The following is a 26,008-nucleotide window of genomic DNA, read 5'->3' as shown; positions in this document are numbered from 1 at the left end:
GTGAGTTATGTGAATGTCAGGTCAGCGCGTCGTCACATTGTTGCTGTCGCGATCACCGTATTACTGGCCGCGACGGCGATCTCGGCATGCGAAAGCGACCGGCCCACACCCTCCCCCGCGACGGTAAGCGGCACCGCGCCGAGTAAACCCACCGGCGCACCCGACCTCGGCGCACCGGAGGAGATCGCGCACGGCATCGATGTCCCGTGGGGGCTGGCATTCCTGCCCGACGGCAACGCACTCGTCGCCGAACGCGACAGCGCGCGGATACTGCGGATCGGGCCAGGTCATGCGCCCGAACAGGTCTATCAGGTGCCCGGCGTGGTCGCGGCCGGTGAGGGCGGACTGCTCGGCTTGGCGTTGTCGCCGCAGTATGCCGAAAACCATTACATCTATGCCTACTTCACCGCCGAATCCGATAATCGGATCGCGCGATTTCGGCTCGACGGTCCGCCGGAAGTGCTGTTCGACGGGATCGCCAAGTCCGTCAATCACAATGGCGGCCGGATCGCGTTCGGGCCGGACGGCATGTTGTATGCCGGGACCGGCGACGCGGGACAGCGCGATCGGGCGCAGGATCCGGCGAGCGTCAATGGGAAGATTCTGCGGCTGACCCCGGAAGGCCGACCGGCGCTGGACAATCCGACACCGGGTTCGCCGGTGTACAGCCTCGGGCATCGCAATGTGCAGGGGCTGGCCTGGGATCGCGCGGGACGGCTTTTCGCGGCGGAGTTCGGGCAGGACCGGTTCGACGAAATCAATCTGATCGAACCGGGACACAACTACGGCTGGCCGGCGGTCGAGGGGATGGGCAGCACGGATCGCGGATTCACCGAACCGTTGACGACGTGGGCGACCGCGGACGCCTCCCCGTCCGGGATCGCGATCGCCGGAGACACGCTCTACGTCGCGGCGTTACGCGGTGAACGGCTGTGGACCGTGCCGCTGCGTGACGGCGCCGTCGGCCAGCCCCGAGATGTGTTGCGGGGCAGCTACGGTCGGTTGCGTACGGTCGCGGTCGCGCCGGATGGCGCGCTGTGGCTCACCACCTGCAACACCGATGGTCGCGGCACTCCACGTCCGAACGACGATCGCGTCCTTCGCTTCCCGGCGCGGTGAGCCGGTCAGTCGGCCATCGGGACGCGGACCCGCTGACCGAGCCGCCACACCGCGTAGGTCAGCGGTACTCCTGGGCGGTAAGCCAAATGGGTGACCGACGGTGCGTCCAATACCTGGAGATCCGCGCGAGCACCGACGCGGACAACGCCCACATCGTCGCGACGCAACGCCTTCGCGCCGCCCGCGGTCGCCGCGTGGACTGCCTCGGCCACCGAAAGTCCCATCTGCAGAACGGCGGTGGCGACGCAGAAGGCCATCGAGGTGGTGTACGAGCTGCCGGGGTTGGCGTTGGTGGCCAGCGCGACCGTCGCACCCGCGTCCAGCAGTGCGCGGGCCGGTGCGAGGCGCTGCCTGGTGGACAGGTCGCAGGCGGGCAGCACGGTGGCCACGGTGTCGGAGGTGGCGAGGGCTTCGATATCGGCATCGGTCAAGTAGGTGCAGTGGTCGACGCTCGCCGCACCGTGCCGCACCGCCAGTTGCACGCCGGGGCCTTCGCCGAGCTGATTGCCGTGCACCCGTAGGCCGAGTCCGCGCGCGGCGGCGGCGCGCAGCACCCCTTCCGATCGATCCTCGTCGAAAGCGCCTGTCTCGCAGAAGACATCGGCCCACCGCACATACGGCGCGACGGCGTCGAGCATTTCGCCGCACACCAGGTCGACGTAGGCGTCGGCATCCATATCGAACGGGACCAGATGGGCGCCGAGAAACGTCACCTCATCGGCGGCCGCCGCGGCGAGCCGGGCCGAGCGCAGTTCGTCCGCGACGTTGAGCCCGTACCCGGTCTTGGTTTCCAGGCAGGTGGTGCCCTGCCGCCGCGCCTCGGTGATATGCCGCGCCAGATTGACCGACAGCTGGTCGTCCGTCGCGGCCCTGGTGGCCGTCACGGTGGTGGCGATGCCGCCCGCGCGGTACGGGCGTCCGGCCATCCTGGCCTCGAACTCGGCGGTGCGGTCACCGGCGAAGACGAGATGGGTGTGGCTGTCGACCCAGCCGGGCAGGGCCGCCCTGCCGTCGAGGTCGACCCGATCGTCGGCCGCCGGAGCGGAATTCGCCGGTCCGACCCAGGCGAAGTGCTCGCCATCCAGGACAACCGCGGCGTCGCGCAGCGGGCCGCCCTCGGTGTTGGTGGTGAGTTCGCCGATGCCGGTGATCAGGGTCGACACAATGCCTCGATTTCCTCTCGCAACACGGTTTCCGGATGTGCCACTCGCAGATGGCGGTGCTCGGACACGACGGGACGGCCCGCGACGAGCACCGAGCGGATATCGCTCGCGGTCGCGGCGAACAGCGCGGCGGCCGGTGCCGTGCCCGCCGTGCGGATCGAGTCCAGGTCGATGGTGACCAGGTCGGCCGCGGCGTTCGGCTCGATCCGGCCCGCCTCCGGCCAGCCGATAGACGCGTGATCGGTTGCGGCACGGTACAACTCGGCCGGGTTGAACCGGCCGCGAGCCCGGCTGGCGAGCCGCTCGTCGAGTTCGAGTGCGCGCCACTCCTCGAAGGCGTCGATCACCGCGTGACTGTCGGTGCCGAGGCACAGACCCACTCCGGCGTCCGCCAGTGCACGGGCCGGGCCGATGCCGTCGCCGAGGTCGCGTTCGGTGGTTGGGCAGAAACACGCGCGAGTGCCGCTCTCGGCGAGCAGATCGATGTCGGCGCTCGTGAGGTGGGTCGCGTGTACCGCGACCGTCTGCGGGCCGAGCAGGCCCGCCTCCGCCAGCACTGCGGTCGGCGTACGGCCGTGCGCGGCAAGGCAATCGGCGTTCTCCGAGGGCTGCTCGGACAGGTGCGCGTGCACCGGCCGACCCTGCGCCGCGGCGGCGACGACCGAGAGCGCGGCAGCCGGGACGGCCCGCACCGAGTGCGCGGCGACGCCGGTCCGTACCAGCTCCGGTTTCGGCGTGAACGCGGCGGCGCGTTCGGCCCACGCGTCCACCGTGCCGTCGCTGAACCTGCGCTGATGCTCCCCAAGCTCGACCCCGAATCCCCCTGTCAGATAACACGTATCGAGCAGCGTCAGCCGAATACCGGCGTCATCGGCGGCCGCCGCGAGTGCCGCGCCCATCGCGTTCGGATCCGAGTACCGCGCACCACCGGGAGCGTGATGCAGATAGTGGAACTCGCCGACACTGGTGTATCCCGCCAACACCATCTCGGCGTACACCCCGCGCGCAAGCCGATAGTAGGAGTCGGGATCCAGTTGGGCGGCAACGGCATACATGCGCTCCCGCCACGTCCAGAACGTGCCTTGATCGTGCTGGGTGCGCCCGCGCAGCGCACGGTGGAAGGCGTGCGAGTGCGCGTTGGCGAAACCGGGAATCGTCAATCCCGCGAGCACCGTGCCGGTGCGATCGGTATCGCGGGCCACCGACTGGATGGTCGCGCCGTTCACCTCGATCGTCACCGCCGCGGCCAATCCGTCCGGCAGCCAGGCGTATTCGGCCCAGTAGGTGCTCATCCGGCGAGCTCCTCCAGCACCCGCGCGAGACCCTGTGCGCCGCTGGCGATGTCGGCGGGCTCGGCGTATTCCTCCGGGGCGTGGCTGATCCCGGTCGGATTACGCACGTACAGCATGCCGGAGGGAACATGCGCGGCGAGGATGCCCGCGTCGTGTCCGGCGCCGGTGGGTAGCGCAGGCACGCCGCCGAGCACCTTGTCCATCCGGTTTCGGAGGGTCTCATCGAAAACGACGTCGTCCGAATAGGACTCCTCGGTGACGGTGAGCTGACACCCTTCGCCCTCGGCGGCCGCCCGCGCCGCCTCGGTGATGTCCTCGACCAATGCCGCGGTGCGGCCGTCACCGGCGACGCGTGCGTCCAGCCACAGATCGACCGAGGACGCGATGACATTCGTGCCACCGGGATTGGGCACCAGCCTGCCGACCGTCGCGCGCGCGTCCGACATCGCGGCGGCGGCCCGGCGCGCGGCCGCGACGACCGTCGCGGCCGGGATCATCGGATCGTGCCGGTCGACGAGCCGGGTGGCGCCCGCGTGATTGCCCTGGCCGGAGAAGGAGAATCGGTACCTCCCGTGCGCGATGATGCTGCTTCCGGTGGCGATCGGACTGTCCAGCTCGATCAGCCCGCGCCCCTGCTCCACGTGCAGCTCCACGAAACAGCCGATCTGGGCCAGTGATTCGGGATCGGCGCCGAAACGCTTCGGATCGGCACCGGCCTTCACCGCCGCTTCGGCGAGCGTGACACCGTTGTTGTCGCGCAGATTTCGGGCGCGATCGGCGTCGATGGCGCCGGTGAGCAAGCGGGAGCCGAGGCACGGCACGCCGAACCGGCCGCCCTCCTCCTCCGCGAACACGAGCAGCGCGAGCGGCTTGGCCGGGGTAAAGCCCTCGCCCTGCAAGATCTGCACGGCGGCGAGCGCGCTGGCCACGCCGAGCGGACCGTCATACGCACCGCCGCCTGGCACCGAATCGAGATGGCTGCCCGTGACGACCGCACCGGTCCCTGGACTTCCCCACCAAGCCCAGATATTGCCGTTGCGATCGGTGTTCACGTCCAGGCCGCTGTCCAGTGCCTGGTCGATGAACCAGTCCCGCAACTCGAAGTCGGCGTAGTCGTAGACGTGCCGCGAGTAGCCGCCGCGCCGGGAATCCCTTCCGACACCGGCGATCTCGCCCATCAGCTCGTTCACGCCCACCGCGTTACTCCTGTCATGCCGTGCTCTCGGTTTCGGTTCACGGCGCCTCGTGCATCGGAATGCGCACGCCGCGTTCGGTAGCCACCGCACCGGCAATGTCGTAGCCCGCGTCCACGTGCCGGATCACGCCGGTGCCAGGGTCATTGGTGAGCACGCGCTCGATCTTTCGCGCGGCCAGTTCGGTACCGTCGGCCACGCACACCTGCCCGGCGTGAATGGACCGGCCCATGCCGACGCCGCCGCCGTGGTGGATCGACACCCACGTCGCACCGGACGCGGTGTTGAGCAGCGCGTTGAGCAGCGGCCAGTCCGCGATGGCGTCGGAGCCGTCGGCCATCGACTCGGTCTCGCGGTACGGCGAGGCGACGCTGCCGGAGTCCAGATGGTCGCGGCCGATCACCACCGGCGCGGACAGTTCGCCGCTGGCCACCATCTCGTTGAAGCGCAGACCGGCCAGGTGCCGCTCGCCGTAGCCGAGCCAGCAGATGCGGGCCGGAAGGCCTTGGAAGGCAACGCGTTCACTGGCCATCCTGATCCAGCGCCGCAACGATTCGTTCTCCGGGAACAGCTCGATCATGGCGCGGTCGGTGGCCGCGATGTCCTTCGGGTCGCCGGACAGCGCCGCCCAGCGGAACGGGCCCTTGCCCTCGCAGAACAGCGGGCGGATGTAGGCGGGCACGAAGCCGGGAAAGTCGAAGGCCCGCGCACAGCCGCCGAGGGCGGCCTCGCCGCGCAGCGAGTTGCCGTAGTCGAACACCTCGGCACCCTTGTCGAGGAAGCCGAGCATGGCCCCGACGTGCTCGGCCATCGATTCGCGGGCCCGATCGGTGAACTCGTCCGGCTTCTTCGCCGCGTAGTCGGCCCAGTCCTCGACGGCGATGCCGCGCGGGAGGTAGGCGAGCGGGTCGTGCGCGGAGGTCTGGTCGGTGACGATCTCGGGGTCGAGGCCGATCGCGAGCAGCTGCGGCAGCACCTCGGCGGCGTTGCCGATCAGGCCGACGGACAACGCCTTTCGCTGCCTGCGCGCGTTCGAGACCCGGATCACCGCGTCGTCGAGGTCGGTCGCGATCTCGTCGAGGTAGCGTTCCTGCACCCGCCGCTGCGCGCGGGCCGGATCGCACTCGATCACCAGCGCGACACCACCGTTCATGGTGACCGCCAGCGGTTGCGCGCCACCCATCCCGCCGAGCCCGGCGGTCAGCGTGAGCGTGCCGGCCAGGGTGCCGCCGAACCGCTTGTCCGCCACCGCCGCGAACGTCTCGTAGGTGCCCTGCAGGATGCCCTGGGTGCCGATGTAGATCCACGAGCCCGCGGTCATCTGGCCGTACATGGTCAGCCCGAGCGCCTCTAGCCTGCGGAACTCCGGCCAATTCGCCCAGTCGCCAACGAGATTCGAGTTGGCGATCAGTACCCGAGGCGCCCACTCGTGCGTGCGGAACACCCCGACCGGCTTGCCCGACTGCACAAGCAGCGTCTCGTCGGTCTCCAGCGTCGTCAGGCACCGCGTGATCGCGTCGAAGCTGGCCCAGTTCCTGGCCGCCTTGCCGGTGCCGCCGTAGACAACCAGATCCTGCGGCCGCTCGGCCACCTCCGGATCGAGATTGTTGTGCAGCATCCGCATCGCCGCCTCGGTCTGCCAACTCTTGGCAGTGAGCTGCGTGCCGCGCGCCGCCCGAACTATCCGACTCATAGAACCAACCTCCAATGGATTCCTGCCGCCGGCCTTGGCCGCGGCAAAGTTCGAAAGGCCCTGCTGTCACGATCCGTTCGAGGACGCGAAGTGCGGGGCGACCGCGCGGGCGAGGTCGCCGGAGCGGACCAGTTCCTCGGCGGCGGCGATTTCGGGAGCGAGATGACGATCCGAGCCGGGACCCTCGACCTTCGTGCGCAGCAAGGCCAGCGCCGCGGCGGTGGCGGGTGCCGGACGCAACGGCGCACGGAAGTCCAGTGCCCGTGCGGCCGTAAGGTATTCGACGGCGAGCACGGTGGTCAGACCCTCGACCGCGGTGCGCAGTTTGCGGGCGGCCGACCAGCCCATCGAAACGTGGTCCTCCTGCATCGCGCTGCTCGGGATCGAGTCCACCGACGCGGGCACGGCCAGCCGCTTGAGCTCGCTCACCACCGCGGCCTGGGTGTACTGCGCGATCATGTGCCCGGAATCGACGCCGGGATCACCGGCCAGGAATGCCGGAAGTCCATGCGAGCGTGCGACATCGAGCATCCGGTCGGTGCGGCGCTCGGCCATGCTCGCCACGTCGGCCACCGGGATGGCGAGGAAGTCGAGCACGTAGGCGACCGGGGCGCCGTGGAAGTTGCCGTTGGATTCCAGCCGCCCGTCCGCGAGCACCACCGGATTGTCCACGGCGGCAGCCAATTCGCGACCGGCGACCAGCTCGGCGTGCGTGACGGTGTCCCGCGCCGCGCCGTGCACCTGTGGCGCGCAGCGCAGCGAGTAGGCGTCCTGCACCCGATTGCAGTCCGGCCCACGATGACTGGCCACGATCTCCGAACCGGCCAGCGCGGCACTGATCCGCGCCGCCGAGCGGGCCTGGCCGGGATGCGGGCGCAGGGCCTGCAGGTCGGCGGCGAACACCCGGTCGGTGCCGAGCAGCGCCTCAACGCTCATCGCCGCGGTGAGGTCGGCGACATCGAGGAGCATGTGCAGATCGGCAAGCGCGAGCACCAGCATGCCGAGCATGCCGTCGGTGCCGTTGGTCAGCGCAAGCCCTTCCTTCTCGGCGAGCACGACCGGCTTGATTCCGTTGGCGCTCAAGGCCGTTGCCGCGTCGGTGACGTTTCCGGCGGCATCGCTGACCTCGCCCTCACCCATCAACGCGAGGGCGACCGCGGCCAGCGGCGCGAGGTCGCCGGAACAGCCGAGCGAGCCGTATTCGTGCACGATCGGGGTGATGTCGGCATTGATCAGCGCGGCCAGCGTTGCGGCCGTCTCCGGCCGGATGCCGGTGTGGCCGGTCGCCAGGGTGCGCAGGCGCAGCACCATCAGCGCGCGCACCACCTCCCGCTCGACCGGGCGGCCCGCCCCCGCCGCGTGCGAGCGGATGAGCGAACGCTGCAGCGCGACCCGGCTCTCCTGCGGGATGTGGCGGGTCGCCAGCGCGCCGAAGCCGGTGGACACGCCGTAGGTCGGCACCGTCCCGGCGGCCAGCGCGTCGACGTGCGCCCGCGCCAGGGCCAACCGGTCCTCGGTGGCCTCGCTCAGGTGAACCTTGGCGCCGAGCCGCGCGACGGCGACGACCTGTTCCCCGGTCAACGGTCCGTCGAGTGCCACGGGCGGTAGCTGTGCAGTTTCGGGCATGGGGTCCATTCCACCGTCGCGGCGGGCAGTGGAGAATGAGCGCAGGTCCGATTCCGTCTGATATCCAAGACTTGCCGAGGAGATGGCATGGGAACAAGCAGCGACGTCCCGGCGTTGCGCCGCGGCTTGGCGGTGTTGCAGCTACTCGCGGGCCGGGCCGGGCCCATCTCCGCCTCGACCATCGCGCGCGAACTCGGCCTGCCGAGGTCGACCACCTATCACCTGCTCGGCGAGTTGGAAGCGGCCCGCTTCGTCACCCGCCTGCCCAGCGAGCGCCGCTACGGGCTCGGCATCGCCGCGTTCGAGCTCGGCTCCGCCTATCTGCGCCACGATCCCCTGGAACGGCTGGCCGGACCGCTACTGCGCGAACTGGTCGAGCAGGTCGGGCACAACGCGCACCTCGGCGTGCTGCACGGCAACGAGTTGCTCTACTTGATCAAGGAACGTCCGTCGCGCCCGGAAACCCTGGTCACCAACGTCGGCGTGCGGCTGCCCGCGCACCTGACGGCCTGCGGCCGCGCGATCCTCGCCTATCTGCCCGCCGCGCAGATCCGCGCGCTGTTCCCCTCGGCGTCCTCGTTCGTCCGCCGCACCGAGCGCGGACCCAATTCGCTCGCGTCCCTGCGCAGCATCCTCAGCACCGAACGCAATCGCGGCTGGGCCTGCGAAGACGGCCACGTGACGCCGGGCTTCGCCTCCGTCGCGTATCCCGTCTTCGATCACAACCAACGCCCGATCGCGGCCATCAGCGTCACGCTGCGCCACCACTGCGAGGCCACGCCGTGCCCCGCCGACTGGGCGCCGCTGGCCGTCCGGGTCAGGACGACCGCCGACAACCTCACTCAGCGCATCGGCGGCCGGGTCACTCAGTAGCGGCTAGCCGGGTGACCGGCCCGAATCCTGCGGCTGTTGCGGAGCGCATGGATTGAAGAACGAGGGCGGCAGCATGGGAATGGGTTGCCCGCAGTCTTGCGTTCCGGTCGTCGGCGCGGGCGGGGGCGCGGAGGGCGAGACGGAGACGGAGGGGACGCCGCCGGGCTGACCGCCGATCGAGGCAGGTTTGGGGAAGTCCTCGTTCGGGGTGCCCTGCAGTGCCGCGTCCATCGTGTCCTTCCAGATATCGGACGGCAGCCCGGATCCCCACATGACATTGCCCTTCGAGGTCTCGAGCGCGGTGCCGTCGGGGGTACCCACCCAGACGGCCGTCGACAGCGACGGGGTGAAGCCGACCATCCAGGCGTCCTTGTTCTGACCGGTGTCGCCGAGCTGGGTGGTGCCGGTCTTGGCGCCGGACCTACGGCCGCCGGCCAACCCATGTTTCAGTGACGACGCGGCGATCGGTTCCATCGCCGCGGTTACGTTGTCCGCCACCGCCTTCGAGACGCGCTGCTCACCGGCCACCGAGCCGCGATCGAGCAGTACCTGACCGTCGGCCGCGACAACCCGCTGCACCAGGTGCGGCTTGTGGTAGACCCCCGAGGCCGCGAAAGTCGCGTACGCCGAGGCCATATCGTGCACGCGGACCGAGTACTGGCCGAGGATGATTCCGGTGTTGGGTGGCGAGCCGTCCGGCTCAACCAGGGTCTTGCCGAGATCGGGGATGGTGTCGGGGATGCCAGCCTTGTGCGCCATCGCGGCGATCTTGTTCGGGCCGCCGGAGCCCATATCCAGCTCCATCCGATAGAAGCTGGTGTTCAGCGAGAGCCGGAGCGCTTCGGCGATGGTGCAGGTGCCGCAGGTTTCGCCGGGCTCGGCGTTGGTGATCTTCTTCGTGGTACCCGGCGCGGTCAGATCCGAGCTGTCGTACATCTTCGACAGCGGAATGCCGAGATCCAGGTTCTCGGCGAGACCGAACACCTTGAACGTCGATCCGGTCTGCAGCGGGTGGTCGGCGAAGTCCCAGCCCTGCCCGTTGTCGCCACCGTAATATGCCTTCACCGCACCGGATTTCGGGTCGACCGACACCACCGCCGTGCGTGTCTCCGGCCGCTCGCCCGGCATGTTCTTCTGGACCGCGTCGACCGCGGCCTGCTGTGTCTTGTTGTCGATGGTGGTGGTGATCTGCAGGCCCTGGGCGTTGAGCTGACTCTCGCTGATGCCCGCGTCGGCCAACTCCGCGATCACCTGTCTCTTGATCAGGCCGTTGGGGCCTTGATCGGACTTGTCAGCACTGCTCTGTGCCGCCGGAACCACCTGCGGGAACTGCATTTTCGCTCGGTCGGCCTTGGTCATCGCACCGGTGTCGACCATCGCGTCGAGCACGTCGTTCCAGCGGCTCTCGGCACCCTTGCGATTCTTCTCCGGATCCAGGTTCGATGGTTCCCTGGGGAGCGCGGCCAGCATCGCACCCTCGGCCGGAGTCAGATCCGGCACCTTCTTGTTGAAGTAGGCCTTGGCCGCCGCGTTGATGCCGTTGGCGCCGCGACCGAAGTAGATGGTGTTCAGGTAGGCGGTGAGGATGTCGTCCTTGCTCCACTGCCGCGCCATCTTCGCCGAGATCACCAGCTCACGCCACTTGCGGCCGAGTGCGTGCTCGTTGCCGACGTAGGCGTTCTTGACGTACTGCTGGGTGATGGTCGAGCCACCGCCCGCGTCCTCGCGGTTGAGCAGGTTGTCGCGCAACGCACGGCCGAAACCGGGGATCGAGAAGCCGGGGTTGGTGTAAAACGTTCGGTCCTCGATCGCGATCACGGCATTACGCACATGCGGTGGGATCTGATCGATGGAGACGTCGGTGCGGTCGCCCTGCGGCGGTACCACCTTGTTCAGCACGGTTTTGCCGTCGGACGCCACGATGGTCGCCACCAGGTTGGTCTTCAACGCACTTGGCCGGGGAACCGTGGCCATGTTGTACGCGACCACGAAGGCCGCGCACGGCACGATGATGACCAACGCCAGCAGGATGTAGAGAACGCGACGGATGGTCCGCCACCGCGATCTCGTGACCGCAGGTCGGGGACCCCCGGGGCCGTTCGGCCGAGTTGCCTTGCCGGAACGCTGATTTCGTTGTGCGGGGGCCTCGCCGAGGTTTGCGGGCACCCGCCTTTGTGGCACCTGTGTATTCGGCGCTCCCGGACCAGGGCGCTGTCGCGGGGGCGGGACTGGACCACGCGGATCCGCGCCCTGTGGTGCCGGACCGCGATACGGCGGGGCACCCGACGGTCGTACGCCACCCGGCGGTACCGGGCCGGGCCCCTGCCGCAGCGGTGGCATCGGCCGCGCCCCCTGCGGTGGTCCGGACGGACGCGGTGGCGGATAGCCGCCCGGTCCCGGTTGCCTGCCGCGAGGAGGGCGACCGTTGTTCGGTCCATCGTCGTAGGGCGAAGTCACAGCCTGGGTCTCCATAGCTCGAAACGGTCTGCCCCGCAACGCCATCCACATCACGGAAGGCGTCGCGGTTCGCAGGAACGTTACGCAATCACCCCGGCGGGACCCGCGCCAGCACCCTGACACAGGGCAGCCATAGTCCCTACCAGGGCATCATCGCGGGATCACCGAGGAGGTCCAGGACGGTGCCGCCGCCTCAGGGCTTGTAGCCGATGCCGCCCCACGCGGCGGAGGGTTCCTCGCTGGTGGCCTCGGAGTCGGCGCGCCACTGGTTGACCGGAACGATGCCGGGCGGTACGAGCTCGAGATTCTTGAAGACTTCGCGGATCTGGTCGACCGATCGTACGTAATACGGAACGGCGCCGGTTTTCGAGTAGTAGTCCGAAAGGCGCACCAGCCGAGGATCTTCGGAGGTGCCCTCGTACATCGCGAAATAACTACCGGATGGAATGGCTTCGATAAGCGCGCCGGTGATGCGCATAACGTCATCCCAGGTGCGCGCGTGGCCGAGAACGCCCATGAACATGACCGCGATCGGCTTGCTGAAGTTCAGAATGTTGCGCGCCTCGACGACAATCTGATCAGGATCGTGGAAATCTGCTTCCACAAGTGCGGTAACACCTTCGTCGGTGGTGGTATTGACCAACAGCGCGCGAGCGTGCGCGAGCACAAGTGGATCGTTGTCGACATAAACGACCCTGGCGTCCGGCGCGACCGATTGCGCGACCTCGTGGGTGTTCTGCATGGTCGGCAGCCCGGTGCCGACGTCGAGGAACTGATGGACACCGGCCTCGGCCGCGAGGTAGCGCACCACGCGGATCAGGAACTTGCGCGATTGCCGCGCCATCGTGCCGATATTGGGATACACCGTTATCCCCGACTCACCGGCTATTCGATCGACTTCGTAATAGTCCTGACCACCGAGCCAGTAATTCCAGATTCGTGCGGAATGGGGTACATCGGTGCGGATCAGCCGATCGCTTTCGCGGACCATGATGCGGCTCCTCGAGAGGGTGGTACGTGCGGCTGACTGTACAAGCGTCCAACGGCCGGTGTCGGCTAATTCGAACATAAACACCGAAGAGTCAGATTGGACACGAGTCGCGTGTTCCGCAGTGCGCGCGGCGTCGCTTCTCATCAGCCCGGTTGGCTTCGACACTCTACATCCCAAGACGTCCAGGACTGTGACCGGGAACACCCAGTTGATTGGTTGTGCACAATATAGTTGCGGACTACGTTTACAAACATGACCGACGACCATCTCACCCTCGATGAGCAGCTGTGCTTCCCGCTGTACGCGGCATCCCGGGCGATGACGGCGGTCTACCGGCCGAAACTGGAACGGCTCGGGCTGACCTACCCGCAGTACCTGGTAATGCTCGCCCTCTGGGAACGCGACGGGCGTAGCGTCGGCGAGGTGTGCCACGCGCTCGCGTTGGACTCGGGCACGCTGTCTCCGCTGCTCAAACGGCTGGAGGCGGCGGGTCTCGTGCGGCGGCGGCGCGCGGCCGACGACGAACGTCGCGTCGATATCGAACTCACCGAACGCGGCCGCGAACTGCGCGCCGAGGCCCGCGGCATCCCGGCCGAAATGGCCGAGGCCTGTGGCCTTTCCGTTGACGAATTCTTGGCGCTGCGCGCAACCCTGCGGCGACTCACCAGCGCACTCTCGGCACCACCGATCGAAGGAGAACAGGCATGAAGATCCTCTACACCGCGGAGGCCTTGGCGACCGGCGACGGCCGCAACGGGCACGCCCGCACCACCGACGGCAAGGTCGACGTGGACCTGGCCACCCCGCCGGAGATGGGCGGCAGCGGCGCGGGCACCAACCCCGAGCAGCTGTTCGCGGCGGGCTACGCGGCCTGCTTCCATTCGGCGCTGCGCCTGGTCGGCAAGCAGGACAAGGCGAACGTCGACGATTCCGCGGTCGGCGCGAAGGTCGGCATCGGCCCGAACGACGCCGGCGGTTTCGAGCTCGCGGTCACCCTCGAGGTGTCGCTGCCCCATCTGTCCCGCGAGGACGCGCAGGCCCTCGCCGACAAGGCACACCAGGTGTGCCCGTACTCCAACGCCACCCGCGGCAACATCGACGTCACCGTCGTTGTCGCCGAAGACTGAACGAAGGAGCGAAGCATGCGTGCGGTAGTCATCGAAAGTTTCGGCGAGCCCAAAGACGTACTGACCACGGCGGAGCGGCCGCAGCCAGCACCGGGCGAGGGTGAGGTTCGGGTCGAGCTGATCCTCGCGCCCATCCACAATCACGACCTGGCCATCGTGCGCGGCGTGTACGGCTACCAGCCGCCGCTGCCCGCGATCCCCGGCACCGAGGGCGTCGGGCGGATCGACGCGCTCGGCTCCGGTGTCACCGGACTGACTGTCGGCCAACGGGTTACGGTGTCCGGCGCGCAGAACGTGTGGGCCGACTACTTCGTCACCAAGGCCGCCCAGGTGGTGCCGGTGCCGGACGCGGTGTCCGACGAGACCGCCGCCCAGTTGCTCGCCATGCCGCTCAGCGCGCTGATGCTGCTCGAGGATCTCGAGGTGGCGTCCGGGGACTGGATCGCGATCAATGCGGCCAACGGCGCGGTCGGCAGGTTGGTGAATGTGCTTGCGCGGCAACGCGGTGTCAACGTGCTCAACCTGGTGCGCGGGCCGAAGTCGGTGGCGGCGCTGCGTGCCGCTGGCTTCGAGCCGGTCTTCGACACCGAGGCCGAGGGCTGGCGTGACGCGGCCGTCGCCGCGACGTCGGGCGCGCCGATCGTGCGCGCGGTCGATCAGGTGGGCGGACGCGCGGCCAGCGATGCGATGGCATTGCTCGCGCCCAAGGGTGAGCTGATCTCGTTCGGCGCACTGTCCGGCCAGCCGCTGACCCTGAGTCCCAGCGACCTCATCTTCAAACAGACTGTGGTCAAGGGTTTCTGGGGTTCCAAGCGGATCGAGGAGACCTCCGCCGAGGATCGCAGGCGGCTGATCGGCGAACTGGTGTCCGCGGCGGCGCAGGGCGTCCTGCGGCTCGACGTCGAAGCCACCTACCCGCTCGACGCGGCGGCCGACGCGGCCGTCGCCACCGAAAGCCCTGGCCGCAGCGCGAAGATCGTGTTGGCCCCTAAGGTCTGACGCGCTTACGGGCGCGGTTCGAGCACGGCCATGGCGGCATTGTGACCTGGAATGCCGCTGACACCGCCGCCTCGGACCGCGCCCGCGCCGCAGAGCAGAACATTGCGGTGGCCGGTCGAGACACCCCACCGGGCGGCCGGGTCCGATTCGGCGTCGTCTCGAAAGGGAAATGCCAAGTCGCGGTGGAAGATATGACCACCGGGCAGACCGACCTCCCGCTCGAGATCGAGCGGGGTCTTCGCTTCCAGACACGGTTCGCCGTTCTCGTCAACGGCCAGGCAATCGCCGATCGGCTCGGCGAGCACCGAATCAAGCTGCGCCATGGTCGCTTTCACGAGCTCAGCCTTCACCGCCGGGTCCTTGGCGAAAAGCTTTGCCGGGGTGTGCAATCCGAACAGGGTGAGGGTGTGCGCACCCTGCGCGGCCAGCTCCGGCGACAGGATCGACGGATCGGTCAGCGTGTGACAGTAGATCTCCGACGGCGGCGCCGACGGAATCCGGCCGATCGCCGCCTCGCCGTAGACCCGGTCCAGCTGTGCGTACGATTCGCCGATGTGAAAGGTCCCGGCGAACGCCTCGCGCGGATCGACCGAGCTGTCGCGTAGCCGGGGCAGGCGCGTCAGCAACATGTTCACCTTCAGTTGCGCGCCTTCGGGTTTCGGCTCCTGCGGTTCGCCGAGCAGCCGCGCCAGCTCGTGCGGCGCGGCGTTCACCAGCACGTGCCGAGCGCCGATCACCCCGCCCGAACAACGCACTTCGGCTGCGCGACCGTCGGTTTCGATCGAGGTCACCGCACAGTCGGTGACGATCTCCGCGCCCGCCGCGCGCGCCGCGTCGACGAGCGCATCCGTCAGCGCACCCATACCGCCAACCGGCACATCCCAATCCCCCGTCCCGCCGCCGACCACGTGATACAGGAAGCACCGGTTCTGCCGCAGCGACGCATCATGCGCGTGCGTGAACGTCCCGATCAACGCATCCGTGAGCACCACCCCGCGCACCGTGTCGTCGGCGAACTCCGACTCGATGATCTCCCCAAGCGGCCGCTCGAACAGTGCCTCCCAGGCCATCTCGTCATCCACGACACCACGCAATTCCGCACGCGACGGCAACGGCCGCGTCAACGTCGGAAACACCCGCTCGGCCAGCCGCCCCGTCATCGCGTAAAACCGTTGCCACGCAACAAAATCCCGATCCGACCCGGTCAGCCCGACGAAACTCGCCCTCGTCCGCTCTTCGGACCCGGTATCCACCAACAGCCCACCCGCCCCCACCGGCGTATATGACGAAATCCGCCGCCGCCGCGTCGCGAACCGCAACCCCAACTCCTCGACGATCTGGCGCGGCAACAGGCTCACCAGATACGAATACCGCGACAACCGCGCGTCCACCCCCGCGAACACCCGCGCCGACACCGCCGCCCCGCCGGTGGCCGACTGCCGCTCCAACACCGCCACCGACCGCCCGGCCCCGGCCAGATACGCGGCAGCCACCAACCCATTGTGACCACCACCAACAACCACCACGTCATACGACGACCGAGTCGGCTTCATCCGTCCTCGATAGCACGGATTCCGGCCGATCGACACCCGAACACCGCGAAGACCCCGCCCGGTCACGAGGACCGGACGGGGTCGGGTGTCCCCCAACGAACGCCGTTGGGATCTTCCCCACTACCTACTTGGCCGGGGGCGCCGGGGGCATCGGCGGCTGGGCGATAGTGGCGAAGTACTGGATCGCCGCACCGATGGCGACCGGGGCGGTCACCAGGATCTGGCCCGTGACGGTGCCGAGGGCACCGACGGCGATGATGCCGCCGAGGCAGCCGATGGCGGCGGCCGGGATGAACGGGCCGAACATGCCGACGATGGTGGCAGCCGCGGCGGTGGCACCGAGGATGCCGCCGAGCACACAGCCGACGGCAGCGCCGCCGAGACCACCGACGAGGGTGCCGATGGTGGCACCCATCGTGATGGTGCTGGTCATGCGGGTCCAGGCGGCCTGTTCACGGTCGTAGTCGGTCTTCCACGGCGCCTTGTCCTCGAACGGAAGGGCGACCGGCTTGTAGACCGCCTTGTCCATTTCGAACTGCGGCGTCAGCGTCGCGGTGTGATCGGAGATGTCGGCCGCGATCGGGTACTCGAACTCGTCGACCCGGAACTTCAACGGCGTACCCGCGATGGTGGTGCCGTTGGCCGCCTTGATCTTGAACACGCCGTCCTCGACGACCATCGAGCCGCCGTCGGTCTTGATGACGGTCTGCGTCTCGGTCGCATTGGCCGTGAAATCGACCGCGTCGGCCCCTGCGGGCTGAGCGGCGGCCGTGCCGGCGGCGATGCCGACTGCGGCGGCCACTCCCGCGGCCACCGCAACAATTTTCCTCATCTGTACCCTCTTCCTGTGGAGATTCGGCACGCAAGCGTGCCGCGTGCCGGTCGCGGATCGCGCCGACAAGTCAATGCCCGGCTGCCGGTGGCGCCGTGCGAACCGGTCAAAGATCCAGCACGAGCACGTCCGACCTGGCACGCGAGACGCACAGCATCATGGTGTCGCCGCGCGCCCGCTCCTCGGCCGTGAGCAACGAATCACGATGGTCGATATCGCCTGCGCGAACGGCTGTTTCGCAGGTGCCGCAGGTGCCTTCGCGGCAGGAGGTGACGATGCTGATGCCCGCCCGCTCCAGTACGTCGGCGATGGATTGGTTCACCCCGACCCGGAAAGTCGCACCGCTGCTTGCCAATCGGACCTCGAAGGCCTCGTTCGGCGCGAATTCCCTTGGCTTCGGCACGAATCGCTCCAGATGCACCGCCAGCCCTTGCCGCGCCCCCTCGGCTTCCACTGCGGCGAGTAACGGCTCTGGCCCGCAGCAGTAGACCGCGGCATCGCGGTGCCCGGCCAAGATCTCGGCGAGCGGCAGCAGCCCGTGTTCGTTCTGCGGCAACAACTTCGCGGCCGGATACCTGTTCGCGAGATCGTCGGCAAACGCCATGTGCGCGCGGGTGCGGCCGCCGTAATACAGCGACCAGCTCGCGCCTGCCGCGTCGGCTGCAGCCACCATCGGCAGGATCGGCGTGATCCCGATACCGCCCGCGACGAAAACATACCGCCCGCAATCAACCAGCTCGAAATTGTTGCGCGGCATCGACACTCGCAGCACAGTACCGGGCAGAGCGGTACTGTGCAGATAATGCGATCCGCCACGGCCGCTTGGCTCGTGTAAGACCGCGATGCGCCAGTGGCTCGACTGCGCCGGATCACCGCAGAGCGAATACTGACGGACACCCGAGGCACCCACAGCAACATCGATGTGCGCGCCCGGTGTCCACCCCGGCAACGCCGCGCCCGCGACCGAGGCAAGTTCGAGCGAGAACACACCCTCGGCCTCGTCGCGGCGAGCCGCAACCCGTACCGGAAACTCAGTCATCTCTGCCTTCTTTCGCGGGTTGGTCGGGCCAGATCACCGTCGCGGAGATCCCGTGGCAACGCACCAGGCGAACGGGCAGTCGATTCGCGCAATCGACGTTGACTATCGCCCCGACTCAGACGGCCCATCGGCCCCGAAACTTGCGCCATGACGACTGTGGGGCAATTGGTGGACAAAACCACCCGGTTCATTCGTGACCAGGTCGTTCCGGTGGAACGCGAGGTCATCGTCGACGGGCGGGTGATGGACGACGCGCTGCGCCTCGACCTGCAGAAGAAGGCCAAGGAGGCGGGCGTTTTCGGCCCGCTGTCCGACCCGAAGTACGGCGGACTCGGCCTGGATACCCGGGCTCAGGCCCAGGTGCTCGAGGCGGCGGGGGCCAGCCTGCTCGGCCCGATCGCGGTCAACGCCTGGGCACCCGACGACGGCAACATCCATCTGCTCGCCCACGTGGCCGACCCCGAGCAACAGCAGCGCTACCTCGCGCCGCTGGCCGCAGGCGAGGTGCGCTCGGCGATCGCGATGACCGAACCGGCACCCGGCGCCGGATCCGATCCAGGCATGCTGCAGACGGTGGCCGAGGAGACCGACGACGGCTGGATCATCAACGGCGCCAAGCACTTCACCACCGGCGCGCAGGGCGCCGCGTTCACCATCTGCGTGGCCCGCACCGGCGACGGGCCGACCATGTTCCTGGTCGACCAGGACAACCCCGGGCTGCGGGTCGGCCGCCGGATGCCGACGCTCGACCACACCAGCGCGCCCGGCGGACACTGCGAGGTCACCTTCGTCGACTGCGAGGTCCCCGATTCCGCCGTGCTCGGCGAGGTCGGCCAGGGACTGGTACTCGCCCAGGTGCGGCTGGCCCCGTCCCGGCTGGTGTTCTGCATGAACTGGCTCGGGCTCGCGGTGCGCGCACACCATCTCGCCATCGAACACATCAGCACCCGAACCTCTTTCGGCGTCCCGATCGCCGAACACGGGCTGGCCCAGGGCATGGTCGCGGACAACGAGATCGACATCGCCGCCGCCCGCGGCGTCATCCGCACGGCGGCCGAGACCATCGACGCGCAGGGACCGACCTCGTCGCAGGCGCGCCACGACGCGTCGATCGCGAAAACCTTCGTCTCCGAGGCGGTCTGGCGGGTGCTCGACCGCGCCGTCCAGCTGCACGGCGGGCTCGGCGTCTGCGAGGACTACCTCGTCGCCCGATTCCTGGTCGAGGCCAGGGCTTTCCGCATCTACGAGGGACCGTCCGAGGTCCTGCGCTGGTCCATCGCCCGGCGCGCACTGCGCAATCGCTGAACCGTAATCGCTGAAGGGAGAACCGCATGACCACGCGAGAGATCGCCGGCTTCGCCGCCGCCTACCCCGAACTCGACGGTGCCGCTGTCGACTACGAATACCTGCGGGCCGTGTCGCAGGACCTGGTGCCGTTCGGCCGCCACGTCGGCACCCTGATCACCGAGATCGGCCCGGAGCGAGCCGTTGTCGAGATCCCCGTCGCGGACACCGTGCGCAATCACATGGGCACCGTGCACGCCGGTGCGCTGTTCACCGCCGCCGATATCGGCGGCGCCGCCGCGTTCGTCGGCGCGGCCGCCCCGCGCCTGTCCACCATCGAGCGCCTGGTACTGCGGGCGGGCACGGCGTCCTACCGCAAGCCCGCCCTCGGCCGGATCCGCGCCATCGCCACCGTCGACCGGCGCGAGCTGGCCGAGGTGCTGAGCACGACCGTGTCGAACCGTTTCGAGTTGTCCGGCAAGGCTTCCCTGGTCGACGACAGCGACGTGGTCGTCGCCAAGTTCACCTTCGACTACGTCTGCGATGTGACGATCCAGGAGTCGGACCGGTGACCACCGCGGCTCCCAAGAAGGGCTCCGAGTTCGCGGCCCTCGAATCGACGACGGTCTCGACCTCCGACGGTGTCACCTTCACCGTCCGCTTCCTGCCCGGCAAGAAGGCCGACGCACCCGTAGTGCTGATCCTGCCCGCCATGGCGATGAAAGCGAAGAACTACCTGCTGCTCGCAAAAGAGCTGAACGCCCAGGGCCTTTCGGTCGCCACCTGCGACCTGCGGGCACACGGCGAGGCACAGCCCGAACTCGGGCTGCACCGCAATTTCGGCTACCGGGAGATGCTCGAGATCGACATGCCCGCGATCGTCGCCGCTGTGCGGCAACGGTTTCCGGGCGCGCCGATCCACCTGTTCGGGCACAGCCTCGGCGGACAGGTCGCGCTGCTGTACGCCGCCGCTGAGCCGGACAGCGTCGCCGGGGTCACCGTCATCGGCACCGGCACGGTGTTCTGGTGGGCGTTCGGCCCGCGACGCTGGTTCGAGGCGCTGAGCCAGATCCAGTGGATCGGCCTGGTCGCGCGCTGGAAGGGCCACTGGCCCGGCGGCGTGCTCATCCCCGCGCCGATGCCCGGCGGCGTCATGCGCGACTGGGCGATGCACTCGCTGACCAGCTACTACCGACCCAAAGGCAGTGCGCGACAGTACAACACGCTGCTGCGCACTATGACAGCGCCGGTGCTGGTCATCTCGCTGTCCGACGACGTCCTCGGCCCGAAGTCCAATGTCGACTTCCTGGTCTCCCGGATGCCGAAGGCGCGCGTCACCCAGTGGCACATCGACGAGGACTCGCCGATCGCGCATCGCGATCACTTCACCTGGGTCAAGGATTCCCCGGCGATCGCGGCCCGTGTCGCGACCTGGATTGTCGCCGGCGAACTGCCCGGCTGAGGAGAACTGGTGGCAAGACTGCGAATTGACAAGGTGTCGAAGCAATTCGGCGCGACCTACGCGGTGCGCGAGGTGAGCCTCGACATCGCCGACGGCGAGTTTCTGGTGCTGCTCGGACCGAGCGGCTGCGGCAAGTCGACGCTGCTGCGGATGATCGCGGGCCTGGAGGATCCGACCGACGGCCTGATCCTGTTGGACGACAACGACATCACGCACCTTGCGCCGCAGCAGCGCGACCTGGCGATGGTGTTCCAGAGCTACGCCCTCTACCCGCACCTCACGGTGGCCAAGAACATCGGCTTCCCGCTGCGCGCCAGGCGCACCCCGCGGACCACGATCGCCGAACGGGTGGCCGAGGTGGCCGCCGTGCTCGGGCTCGACGAGCTGCTTCGCCGCAAGCCTGGCGCGCTCTCGGGCGGCCAGCGGCAGCGAGTCGCGTTGGCCCGCGCCATGGTTCGCGATCCCGGCGCCTTCCTGATGGACGAGCCGCTGTCGAACCTGGACGCCAAACTACGCAGCGCGACCCGCGCCGAGCTGATCGCGCTGCACCGCAGGCTCGGCGCGACGTTCCTCTACGTCACCCACGACCAGGTCGAGGCGATGACCATGGCCGACCGGATCGCGCTGCTCAACGACGGGCAGGTGGAGCAGGTCGGCACCCCGACCGAGCTGTACGACCGGCCGCGCTCCACCTTCGTCGCCGGATTCCTCGGCGCCCCGCCGATGAACCTGTTTCCTGGCACCGTCACCGAACGTGACGGCCGACTGTTCCTGGTGGCCGACGGCATCGACGTCGAATTGGCCATCACCGCTGCGGATTTCGGCACGACCGTAGACGTCATCGCCGGAATCCGCCCCGAGCAGCTTCGGCTCGACGCCACCGCCGCCGACCTCCGCGGCCGGGTGACCATGGTCGAGAACCTGGGCAGCGAGGAACTGGTCCACTTCACCACCGGCGACCACACGCTCTGCGCCCGCGCGCCGCGCCCCGCCCAGGTCAACGCCGACGACAGCATCGGGCTGCGCGTCGATCCCGCCCACCTGCACCTGTTCGATCCCGCGTCCGGTCTGCGCATGACATGGCAAGAGCCGCAGCGGGATTCGCTACGCGAGGGCGCCGAAGAAGTCGTCGCCGTCGCCTGACTCGTGACAACGCCGTCCGACATCCCCCATCAATGAGGAGAACACCGTGAACCGCACCGCGCCCATTTTGGGCCTGGTGTTCGCAACCACCGTCGCGCTCAGCGCTTGCGGCGGACTCGGGAGCACCACCACCGATTCGAACTCCAGCACCGCGCAGATCCCGGACCTGAAGCCGGATCAGCACGTGTCCATCGTGTTCGAGTCCTACAACTACGGACTCGCCGGAGCGTGGACCGATACCTTCAACACGCTGATCGCCGACTTCCGCAAGAAGTTCCCGAACATCACGGTTACCGCGCAGAAGCCGCAGGGCAACAGCCCGAACCCGGCCACTGACACCATCTCCAGCATCCAGAACCAGACGGTCGCCGGTACCCCGCCCGACGTCGCGCAGCTCGGTTTCAGCGACCTGGACTACACCGTCCATCAGCTCGGCGCCAAGCCGCTGGACACGCTGGTCTCCAAGGAAGAGGTCCAGCGCAACTTCGACGGCGCCAAGTATCCGTACGCGCCCAAGGCCCGCACGCTCGCCGATTGGGACGGCCACACCTACGGCGTACCGTTCGTCTTCTCCACCCCTGTCCTGTATTTCAACGCTTCGCTGTTCACCCAGGCCGGACTCGATCCCGCCAAGCCGCCGAGCACCTGGCAGCAGGTCGCCGACGCGTCCGCCGCGATCACCGGCAAGACCGGTAAGGGCGGCATCTACGTCGACTGCCTGACCAAGACGGCCAAGGACTGGTGCTTCCAGTCGCTGGTCCGGTCCAATGGCGGCCGGGTCATCTCCGAGGACCGCAAAACCCTCGACTTCGCCGACGCGCCCGCCGTCGAGGTCGCCCGGATGCAGCAGCAGCTCGTCGACTCGGGCAGCATGCCGAAGCTCAACCAGAAGCAGGGCTACGAGGCCTTCGCCCGCGGCGATATCGGCATGATCTTGGAGACCAGCGCGATCCAGGGCACCTTCACCACCGGCGCCAAGGACAAGTGGGACCTGCGTGCCGCGCCGATGCCGAGCTTCGCGGGCAAGCCGACGGTGCCGACGAATTCCGGTGCGTCGCTGCACATTCTGTCCAACGACCCGGCCAAGCAGCGCGCGTCGTGGGAGCTGATCAAGTTCCTCACCAGCGAAGAGGCCTACACCAAGATCTCGGAGGGCATCGGCTACCTGCCGCTGCGCACCGGGCTGATGGATGACCCTGCCGGACTGAAGGATTGGTCGGCGCAGAATCCGCTGCTCCAGCCGAACGTCGCCCAGCTGGCGAACATGGAGCCGTGGATCTCCATGCCAGGCACCAACTATCTGCAGATCCGCGACGGCATGATGGACGCGGTCGAGGCGATCGTGTTCCAGGGCAAAGATCCGCAGTCCACCCTGACCGCCGCCCGCGATCAGGGTGCCAAACTGCTTCCGAACTCATGAAGGGGGACATCATGAACGGGCACAGCATGAATGGGGACGGCCGCGACGGCGTCACGATCGTCCAGCTCACCGACACCCACATCCGGCCCGCCGGTCAACGGGTGCACGGCAAGGTCGACACCTACGAGAACCTCACCCACGTGCTGCAGCAGCTGCGTGCCTCGCAGCAGCGGATCGACGCGCTGGTGCTGTCGGGCGATCTCACCGATGACGGGTCGCCCGAGGCGTATCGGCGGCTGCGCGACGCGGTCGAGCCGGTGGCCGCCGAGCTCGGCGCGCAGACGGTGTACGTGATGGGCAATCACGACGAGCGCGCGGCGTTCGGCACCGAACTGCTCGGATCCGATTCCGCCACAATCGATCCCGACTTTACCCACGACGTGGTCACCGATGTCGCCGGGCTGCGGGTCATCGCGCTGGACAGCACGACACCGCGCCGCCACGACGGACGGCTGGAACCGGAACAGCTGGACTGGCTCGCCGCTCAGCTGCGCGAGCCCGCGCGGCACGGCACGCTGCTCGTGCTGCACCACCCGCCGATCCCGTCGCCGATCGCGACCACCGAGTACCTGCGGCTCGAACAGCCCGAGCTGCTCGACGAGGTGCTCTCGGGATCGGATGTGCGGCTGATCATCTGCGGGCACAACCACCTGACCGGTGCGGCCGCGCTCGGCGCCATCCCGGTCTGGATCGGACCCGCGCTGTCCTATCGGATCGATCCGATCGCGCCGGTCGGACGGCACCGCGGGCTGGTCGGCTTCGGGTACAGCCGCATCGATCTGCTCGGATCGTCGTTGGTGGCCACCGCGATCGAGGCGACACCGGCCGAAAGCGTCTACGACAGAACGGAACAGGACGTGCTCGATCAGCTCGCCGCGTTGGCCGCGGCCGAGACCAGGTAGGTCGATGTTCGTCATCGAAATCCCCCGCGCTACCGAGGAAGTGGCCGAGCCGGTCACTTCCCCGGTGCCGCAGTCGCGCCGCCTCGCCCGGTTCCGCCGGGCGGGGCGGTTCGTGGTGCCGTACCTGTATCTGGCGCCCGCGCTGTTCCTGCTCGTCGTGTGGACCTATCGGCCGCTGGTGCAGGCGTTCGAATTGTCCACCTACTCGTGGAATCTCCTGCCGACCTCGCCGATGAAGCCGGTCGGCACGGGCAATTACGAACGGCTGATGGAACTTCCGGCGTTCTGGAATTCGATCGGCCGGACCGGTGTGCTGATCGCGGGCATGCTGCCGTTCACGGTGCTGCTTCCGGTGCTCATCGCGCTGGCGAGCAAGCGGGTGCGGGGGCGGGCGAGGACGATCTATCAGGCGTTCATCTTCGTGCCGTTCCTGGTGGCTCCCGTTGCGGCGGCGGCGGTTTGGCGGTGGCTGCTGCATCCCGGCGCCGGGTTCGTCGACCAGCTGCTCGGCTCGAAACGCAACTGGGTGTACGACGTGAGCACCGCGCACCTGGTGATCATCGGAATCACCGGCTGGCAGCTGCTCGGGTTCTCGGTGCTGGTGGTATGGGCCGGATTGGCGGGTATCAGCGGGGATTACCACGAGGCCGCCCAGGTGGACGGCGCGAGCCCGGCGCAGATTCGGCGCTGGATCACCCTGCCGCTGCTCTCGCCGACGGTGATGTTCCTCGTCCTCACCACCGTATTGCTCAGTCCCATCCTGACTTTCCCGCTCATCGACTCGATGACGCAGGGCGGTCCGGCGCAGGCCACCACGAACATCTATTACCTGCTGTGGGACTACGCCTTCCACAGTTTCGATGCCGGGCTCAGCGCGGCCGCCGGAGTGCTGTTGTTCGCCGGATTCGGCGTAATCGCCGGGATCCTGGTGTGGATCTCGGAAAAGGTTGCCTTCCATGATGATTGATCGAATACGCAATGTGGGTAGCCATGCGCTGCTCGCGGTGACCGCCATTGTGTGCATTTTCCCGGTGTACTGGCTGTTCGCCACCTCGCTGCGCAGGCCGGAGGACGTCACCTCGCTGTCGCCGATTCCCTGGCCGATCTCGTTCGCCAACTACGCCGACGCCGCCGAGAAGGTCGACGTGCTCGGGCTGATCGGCAATACCTTCTTCGTCGCGGCGCTGGCCGCGGCGGGCCAGTTGCTCGTCGCCCTGCTTGCCTCCTACGCGTTCGCGATGTACACGTTCCCGTTCCAGAAGGTCCTGTATCTGGCGTTCGTCGGCACCTGGCTTGTCCCGTTCCAGGTGACCATGCTGCCGAACTACGTGCTGCTCACCCAGCTCGGCCTGATCAACTCGCTGATCGGCGTCGTGCTGCCGACGCTGTGCTCGGCGCTCGCGGTGCTGCTGCTGCGCCAGCACATGGCGAGCTTCCCCAAGGAGCTCGTCGCCGCCGCCAAGATCGACGGTCGCTCCTCGTGGTCGATCCTGTGGACGGTGGTGGTGCCCAATCTGCGGCCCGCGCTGGCCGCGCTCGGCATCCTGCTGTTCATCAATGCCTGGAACGAGTACTTCTGGCCCGCGGTCGTGCTTCGCCAGTCCAACAGCGTGCTCCAGCTCGGGCTGCGCAGCTTCATGGGCACCGAGGGCGACCAGTGGGGTCCCATGATGGCGCTGGCGAGCCTGGCGTGTCTGCCCGTTCTCGTGATGTATCTGTTGTTGCAACGCCACATCGTGAACGCGTTTGTGCGGTCTGGACTGAAGTAGTTTCAGGTGGTCGGTTACGAATCGGTGCGCGATCTGAGATTCCGCTCACTCGGCGATGCGGAGACGGCGAT

Annotated in this window: 23 protein-coding genes; 13 read left to right on the top strand and 10 right to left on the bottom strand. The window is 68.2% G+C overall.

What is annotated here, in order from left to right:
• Positions 1-1,119 carry a PQQ-dependent sugar dehydrogenase gene (locus tag OG203_RS45375; RefSeq protein WP_405163384.1) on the top strand — a complete coding sequence of 373 codons (1,119 nt, stop codon included), beginning with the start codon at positions 1-3 and terminating at the stop codon, positions 1,117-1,119.
• A 5-nt stretch (positions 1,120-1,124) separates the two neighbouring features.
• On the opposite strand, the gene hutI is transcribed toward OG203_RS45375, so the two are convergent.
• The 5 genes from hutI to hutH all read right to left on the bottom strand — a co-directional run bounded on the left by hutI (position 1,125) and on the right by hutH (position 8,086).
• Positions 1,125-2,282, bottom strand: a complete 1,158-nt coding sequence (gene hutI, locus OG203_RS45370; RefSeq protein ID WP_405163383.1) for an imidazolonepropionase — start codon at positions 2,280-2,282, stop codon at positions 1,125-1,127.
• On the bottom strand, positions 2,270-3,574 hold the full coding sequence (locus OG203_RS45365; protein WP_405163382.1) for a formimidoylglutamate deiminase: 1,305 nt from the start codon (positions 3,572-3,574) through the stop codon (positions 2,270-2,272). The genes hutI and OG203_RS45365 overlap by 13 nt, the downstream gene beginning before the upstream one ends.
• On the bottom strand, positions 3,571-4,770 hold the full coding sequence (locus tag OG203_RS45360) for an allantoate amidohydrolase (RefSeq protein WP_405163381.1): 1,200 nt from the start codon (positions 4,768-4,770) through the stop codon (positions 3,571-3,573). The genes OG203_RS45365 and OG203_RS45360 overlap by 4 nt, the downstream gene beginning before the upstream one ends.
• A 37-nt stretch (positions 4,771-4,807) precedes the next feature.
• Complete coding sequence (gene hutU / locus OG203_RS45355) at positions 4,808-6,460, bottom strand: urocanate hydratase (protein WP_405163380.1); 1,653 nt, start codon at positions 6,458-6,460, stop codon at positions 4,808-4,810.
• A gap of 66 nt (positions 6,461-6,526) precedes the next feature.
• Positions 6,527-8,086: a histidine ammonia-lyase gene (gene hutH / locus OG203_RS45350; protein WP_405163379.1), complete on the bottom strand. Its 1,560-nt coding sequence runs from the start codon at positions 8,084-8,086 to the stop codon at positions 6,527-6,529.
• 87 nt (positions 8,087-8,173) lie between these two features.
• On the opposite strand from hutH, the gene OG203_RS45345 reads away from it, so the two are divergent.
• Positions 8,174-8,959 carry an IclR family transcriptional regulator gene (locus OG203_RS45345; RefSeq protein WP_405163378.1) on the top strand — a complete coding sequence of 262 codons (786 nt, stop codon included), beginning with the start codon at positions 8,174-8,176 and terminating at the stop codon, positions 8,957-8,959.
• Positions 8,960-8,962: 3 nt separating this feature from the next.
• Here the strand turns inward: OG203_RS45345 and OG203_RS45340 are convergent, their stop codons facing one another.
• On the bottom strand, positions 8,963-11,431 hold the full coding sequence (locus OG203_RS45340) for a transglycosylase domain-containing protein (protein WP_405163377.1): 2,469 nt from the start codon (positions 11,429-11,431) through the stop codon (positions 8,963-8,965).
• Positions 11,432-11,609: 178 nt separating this feature from the next.
• Positions 11,610-12,407 (bottom strand): SAM-dependent methyltransferase, encoded by a 798-nt coding sequence (locus tag OG203_RS45335; protein ID WP_405163376.1) that lies wholly within the window; start codon positions 12,405-12,407, stop codon positions 11,610-11,612.
• Positions 12,408-12,659: 252 nt separating this feature from the next.
• Here OG203_RS45335 and OG203_RS45330 point away from each other — a divergent pair, with 252 nt between their 5' ends.
• The 3 genes from OG203_RS45330 to OG203_RS45320 are packed head-to-tail and all read left to right on the top strand — an operon-like array spanning position 12,660 to position 14,533.
• On the top strand, positions 12,660-13,115 hold the full coding sequence (locus OG203_RS45330) for a MarR family winged helix-turn-helix transcriptional regulator (protein ID WP_405163375.1): 456 nt from the start codon (positions 12,660-12,662) through the stop codon (positions 13,113-13,115).
• Positions 13,112-13,534, top strand: coding sequence for an organic hydroperoxide resistance protein (locus tag OG203_RS45325; protein ID WP_405163374.1), 423 nt, complete (start codon positions 13,112-13,114; stop codon positions 13,532-13,534). The genes OG203_RS45330 and OG203_RS45325 overlap by 4 nt, the downstream gene beginning before the upstream one ends.
• Positions 13,535-13,549: 15 nt before the next feature.
• Positions 13,550-14,533 carry a zinc-binding dehydrogenase gene (locus tag OG203_RS45320; protein WP_405163373.1) on the top strand — a complete coding sequence of 328 codons (984 nt, stop codon included), beginning with the start codon at positions 13,550-13,552 and terminating at the stop codon, positions 14,531-14,533.
• Between the two features lie 5 nt (positions 14,534-14,538).
• On the opposite strand, the gene OG203_RS45315 is transcribed toward OG203_RS45320, so the two are convergent.
• The 3 genes from OG203_RS45315 to OG203_RS45305 form a co-directional block, all read right to left on the bottom strand.
• On the bottom strand, positions 14,539-16,086 hold the full coding sequence (locus tag OG203_RS45315; protein ID WP_405163372.1) for a phytoene desaturase family protein: 1,548 nt from the start codon (positions 16,084-16,086) through the stop codon (positions 14,539-14,541).
• Positions 16,087-16,210: 124 nt separating this feature from the next.
• Complete coding sequence (locus OG203_RS45310; protein ID WP_405163371.1) at positions 16,211-16,918, bottom strand: hypothetical protein; 708 nt, start codon at positions 16,916-16,918, stop codon at positions 16,211-16,213.
• 106 nt (positions 16,919-17,024) lie between these two features.
• Entirely contained in the window at positions 17,025-17,957 is a 933-nt protein-coding gene (locus OG203_RS45305; protein WP_405163370.1) for a PDR/VanB family oxidoreductase, read from the bottom strand.
• A 147-nt stretch (positions 17,958-18,104) separates the two neighbouring features.
• Here OG203_RS45305 and OG203_RS45300 point away from each other — a divergent pair, with 147 nt between their 5' ends.
• The 8 genes from OG203_RS45300 to OG203_RS45265 are packed head-to-tail and all read left to right on the top strand — an operon-like array spanning position 18,105 to position 25,937.
• Positions 18,105-19,262, top strand: coding sequence for an acyl-CoA dehydrogenase family protein (locus OG203_RS45300; RefSeq protein ID WP_405163369.1), 1,158 nt, complete (start codon positions 18,105-18,107; stop codon positions 19,260-19,262).
• 26 nt (positions 19,263-19,288) lie between these two features.
• Positions 19,289-19,813: a YiiD C-terminal domain-containing protein gene (locus OG203_RS45295; protein ID WP_405163368.1), complete on the top strand. Its 525-nt coding sequence runs from the start codon at positions 19,289-19,291 to the stop codon at positions 19,811-19,813.
• Positions 19,810-20,703, top strand: a complete 894-nt coding sequence (locus OG203_RS45290; protein ID WP_405163367.1) for an alpha/beta fold hydrolase — start codon at positions 19,810-19,812, stop codon at positions 20,701-20,703. The genes OG203_RS45295 and OG203_RS45290 overlap by 4 nt, the downstream gene beginning before the upstream one ends.
• Before the next feature lie 9 nt (positions 20,704-20,712).
• Positions 20,713-21,846 carry an ABC transporter ATP-binding protein gene (locus OG203_RS45285; RefSeq protein WP_405163366.1) on the top strand — a complete coding sequence of 378 codons (1,134 nt, stop codon included), beginning with the start codon at positions 20,713-20,715 and terminating at the stop codon, positions 21,844-21,846.
• Between the two features lie 46 nt (positions 21,847-21,892).
• Positions 21,893-23,266 (top strand): ABC transporter substrate-binding protein, encoded by a 1,374-nt coding sequence (locus OG203_RS45280; protein ID WP_405163365.1) that lies wholly within the window; start codon positions 21,893-21,895, stop codon positions 23,264-23,266.
• 11 nt (positions 23,267-23,277) lie between these two features.
• The gene (locus tag OG203_RS45275; protein WP_405163364.1) at positions 23,278-24,168 is read left to right on the top strand and encodes a metallophosphoesterase; all 891 of its coding nucleotides are present in this window, start codon (positions 23,278-23,280) and stop codon (positions 24,166-24,168) included.
• A gap of 4 nt (positions 24,169-24,172) precedes the next feature.
• Positions 24,173-25,135: a carbohydrate ABC transporter permease gene (locus tag OG203_RS45270; RefSeq protein WP_405163363.1), complete on the top strand. Its 963-nt coding sequence runs from the start codon at positions 24,173-24,175 to the stop codon at positions 25,133-25,135.
• Complete coding sequence (locus tag OG203_RS45265) at positions 25,125-25,937, top strand: carbohydrate ABC transporter permease (protein WP_405163362.1); 813 nt, start codon at positions 25,125-25,127, stop codon at positions 25,935-25,937. Before OG203_RS45270 ends, OG203_RS45265 begins: the two co-directional genes overlap by 11 nt.
• Positions 25,938-26,008: the final 71 nt, after the last annotated feature.

It is taken from the genome of Nocardia sp. NBC_01499 (genome assembly GCF_045040275.1).
In the GTDB taxonomy this organism is placed as follows: Bacteria; Actinomycetota; Actinomycetes; order Mycobacteriales; family Mycobacteriaceae; genus Nocardia.
This window is presented reverse-complemented; position numbering and strand designations above follow the sequence as displayed.

Bases quoted from the DNA above. Each gene is read 5' to 3' on its own strand.
- OG203_RS45265 (WP_405163362.1), top strand. From the start codon at position 25,125: ATGATGATTGATCGAATACGCAATGTGGGTAGCCATGCGCTGCTCGCG.
- OG203_RS45345 (WP_405163378.1), top strand. From the start codon at position 8,174: ATGGGAACAAGCAGCGACGTCCCGGCGTTGCGCCGCGGCTTGGCGGTG.
- OG203_RS45305 (WP_405163370.1), bottom strand. From the start codon at position 17,957: ATGACTGAGTTTCCGGTACGGGTTGCGGCTCGCCGCGACGAGGCCGAG.
- OG203_RS45335 (WP_405163376.1), bottom strand. From the start codon at position 12,407: ATGGTCCGCGAAAGCGATCGGCTGATCCGCACCGATGTACCCCATTCC.
- OG203_RS45270 (WP_405163363.1), top strand. From the start codon at position 24,173: ATGTTCGTCATCGAAATCCCCCGCGCTACCGAGGAAGTGGCCGAGCCG.
- OG203_RS45315 (WP_405163372.1), bottom strand. From the start codon at position 16,086: ATGAAGCCGACTCGGTCGTCGTATGACGTGGTGGTTGTTGGTGGTGGT.
- OG203_RS45340 (WP_405163377.1), bottom strand. From the start codon at position 11,431: ATGGAGACCCAGGCTGTGACTTCGCCCTACGACGATGGACCGAACAAC.
- hutU (WP_405163380.1), bottom strand. From the start codon at position 6,460: ATGAGTCGGATAGTTCGGGCGGCGCGCGGCACGCAGCTCACTGCCAAG.
- hutH (WP_405163379.1), bottom strand. From the start codon at position 8,086: ATGCCCGAAACTGCACAGCTACCGCCCGTGGCACTCGACGGACCGTTG.
- OG203_RS45310 (WP_405163371.1), bottom strand. From the start codon at position 16,918: ATGAGGAAAATTGTTGCGGTGGCCGCGGGAGTGGCCGCCGCAGTCGGC.
- OG203_RS45330 (WP_405163375.1), top strand. From the start codon at position 12,660: ATGACCGACGACCATCTCACCCTCGATGAGCAGCTGTGCTTCCCGCTG.
- OG203_RS45295 (WP_405163368.1), top strand. From the start codon at position 19,289: ATGACCACGCGAGAGATCGCCGGCTTCGCCGCCGCCTACCCCGAACTC.
- OG203_RS45365 (WP_405163382.1), bottom strand. From the start codon at position 3,574: ATGAGCACCTACTGGGCCGAATACGCCTGGCTGCCGGACGGATTGGCC.
- OG203_RS45325 (WP_405163374.1), top strand. From the start codon at position 13,112: ATGAAGATCCTCTACACCGCGGAGGCCTTGGCGACCGGCGACGGCCGC.
- OG203_RS45300 (WP_405163369.1), top strand. From the start codon at position 18,105: ATGACGACTGTGGGGCAATTGGTGGACAAAACCACCCGGTTCATTCGT.
- OG203_RS45320 (WP_405163373.1), top strand. From the start codon at position 13,550: ATGCGTGCGGTAGTCATCGAAAGTTTCGGCGAGCCCAAAGACGTACTG.
- OG203_RS45275 (WP_405163364.1), top strand. From the start codon at position 23,278: ATGAACGGGCACAGCATGAATGGGGACGGCCGCGACGGCGTCACGATC.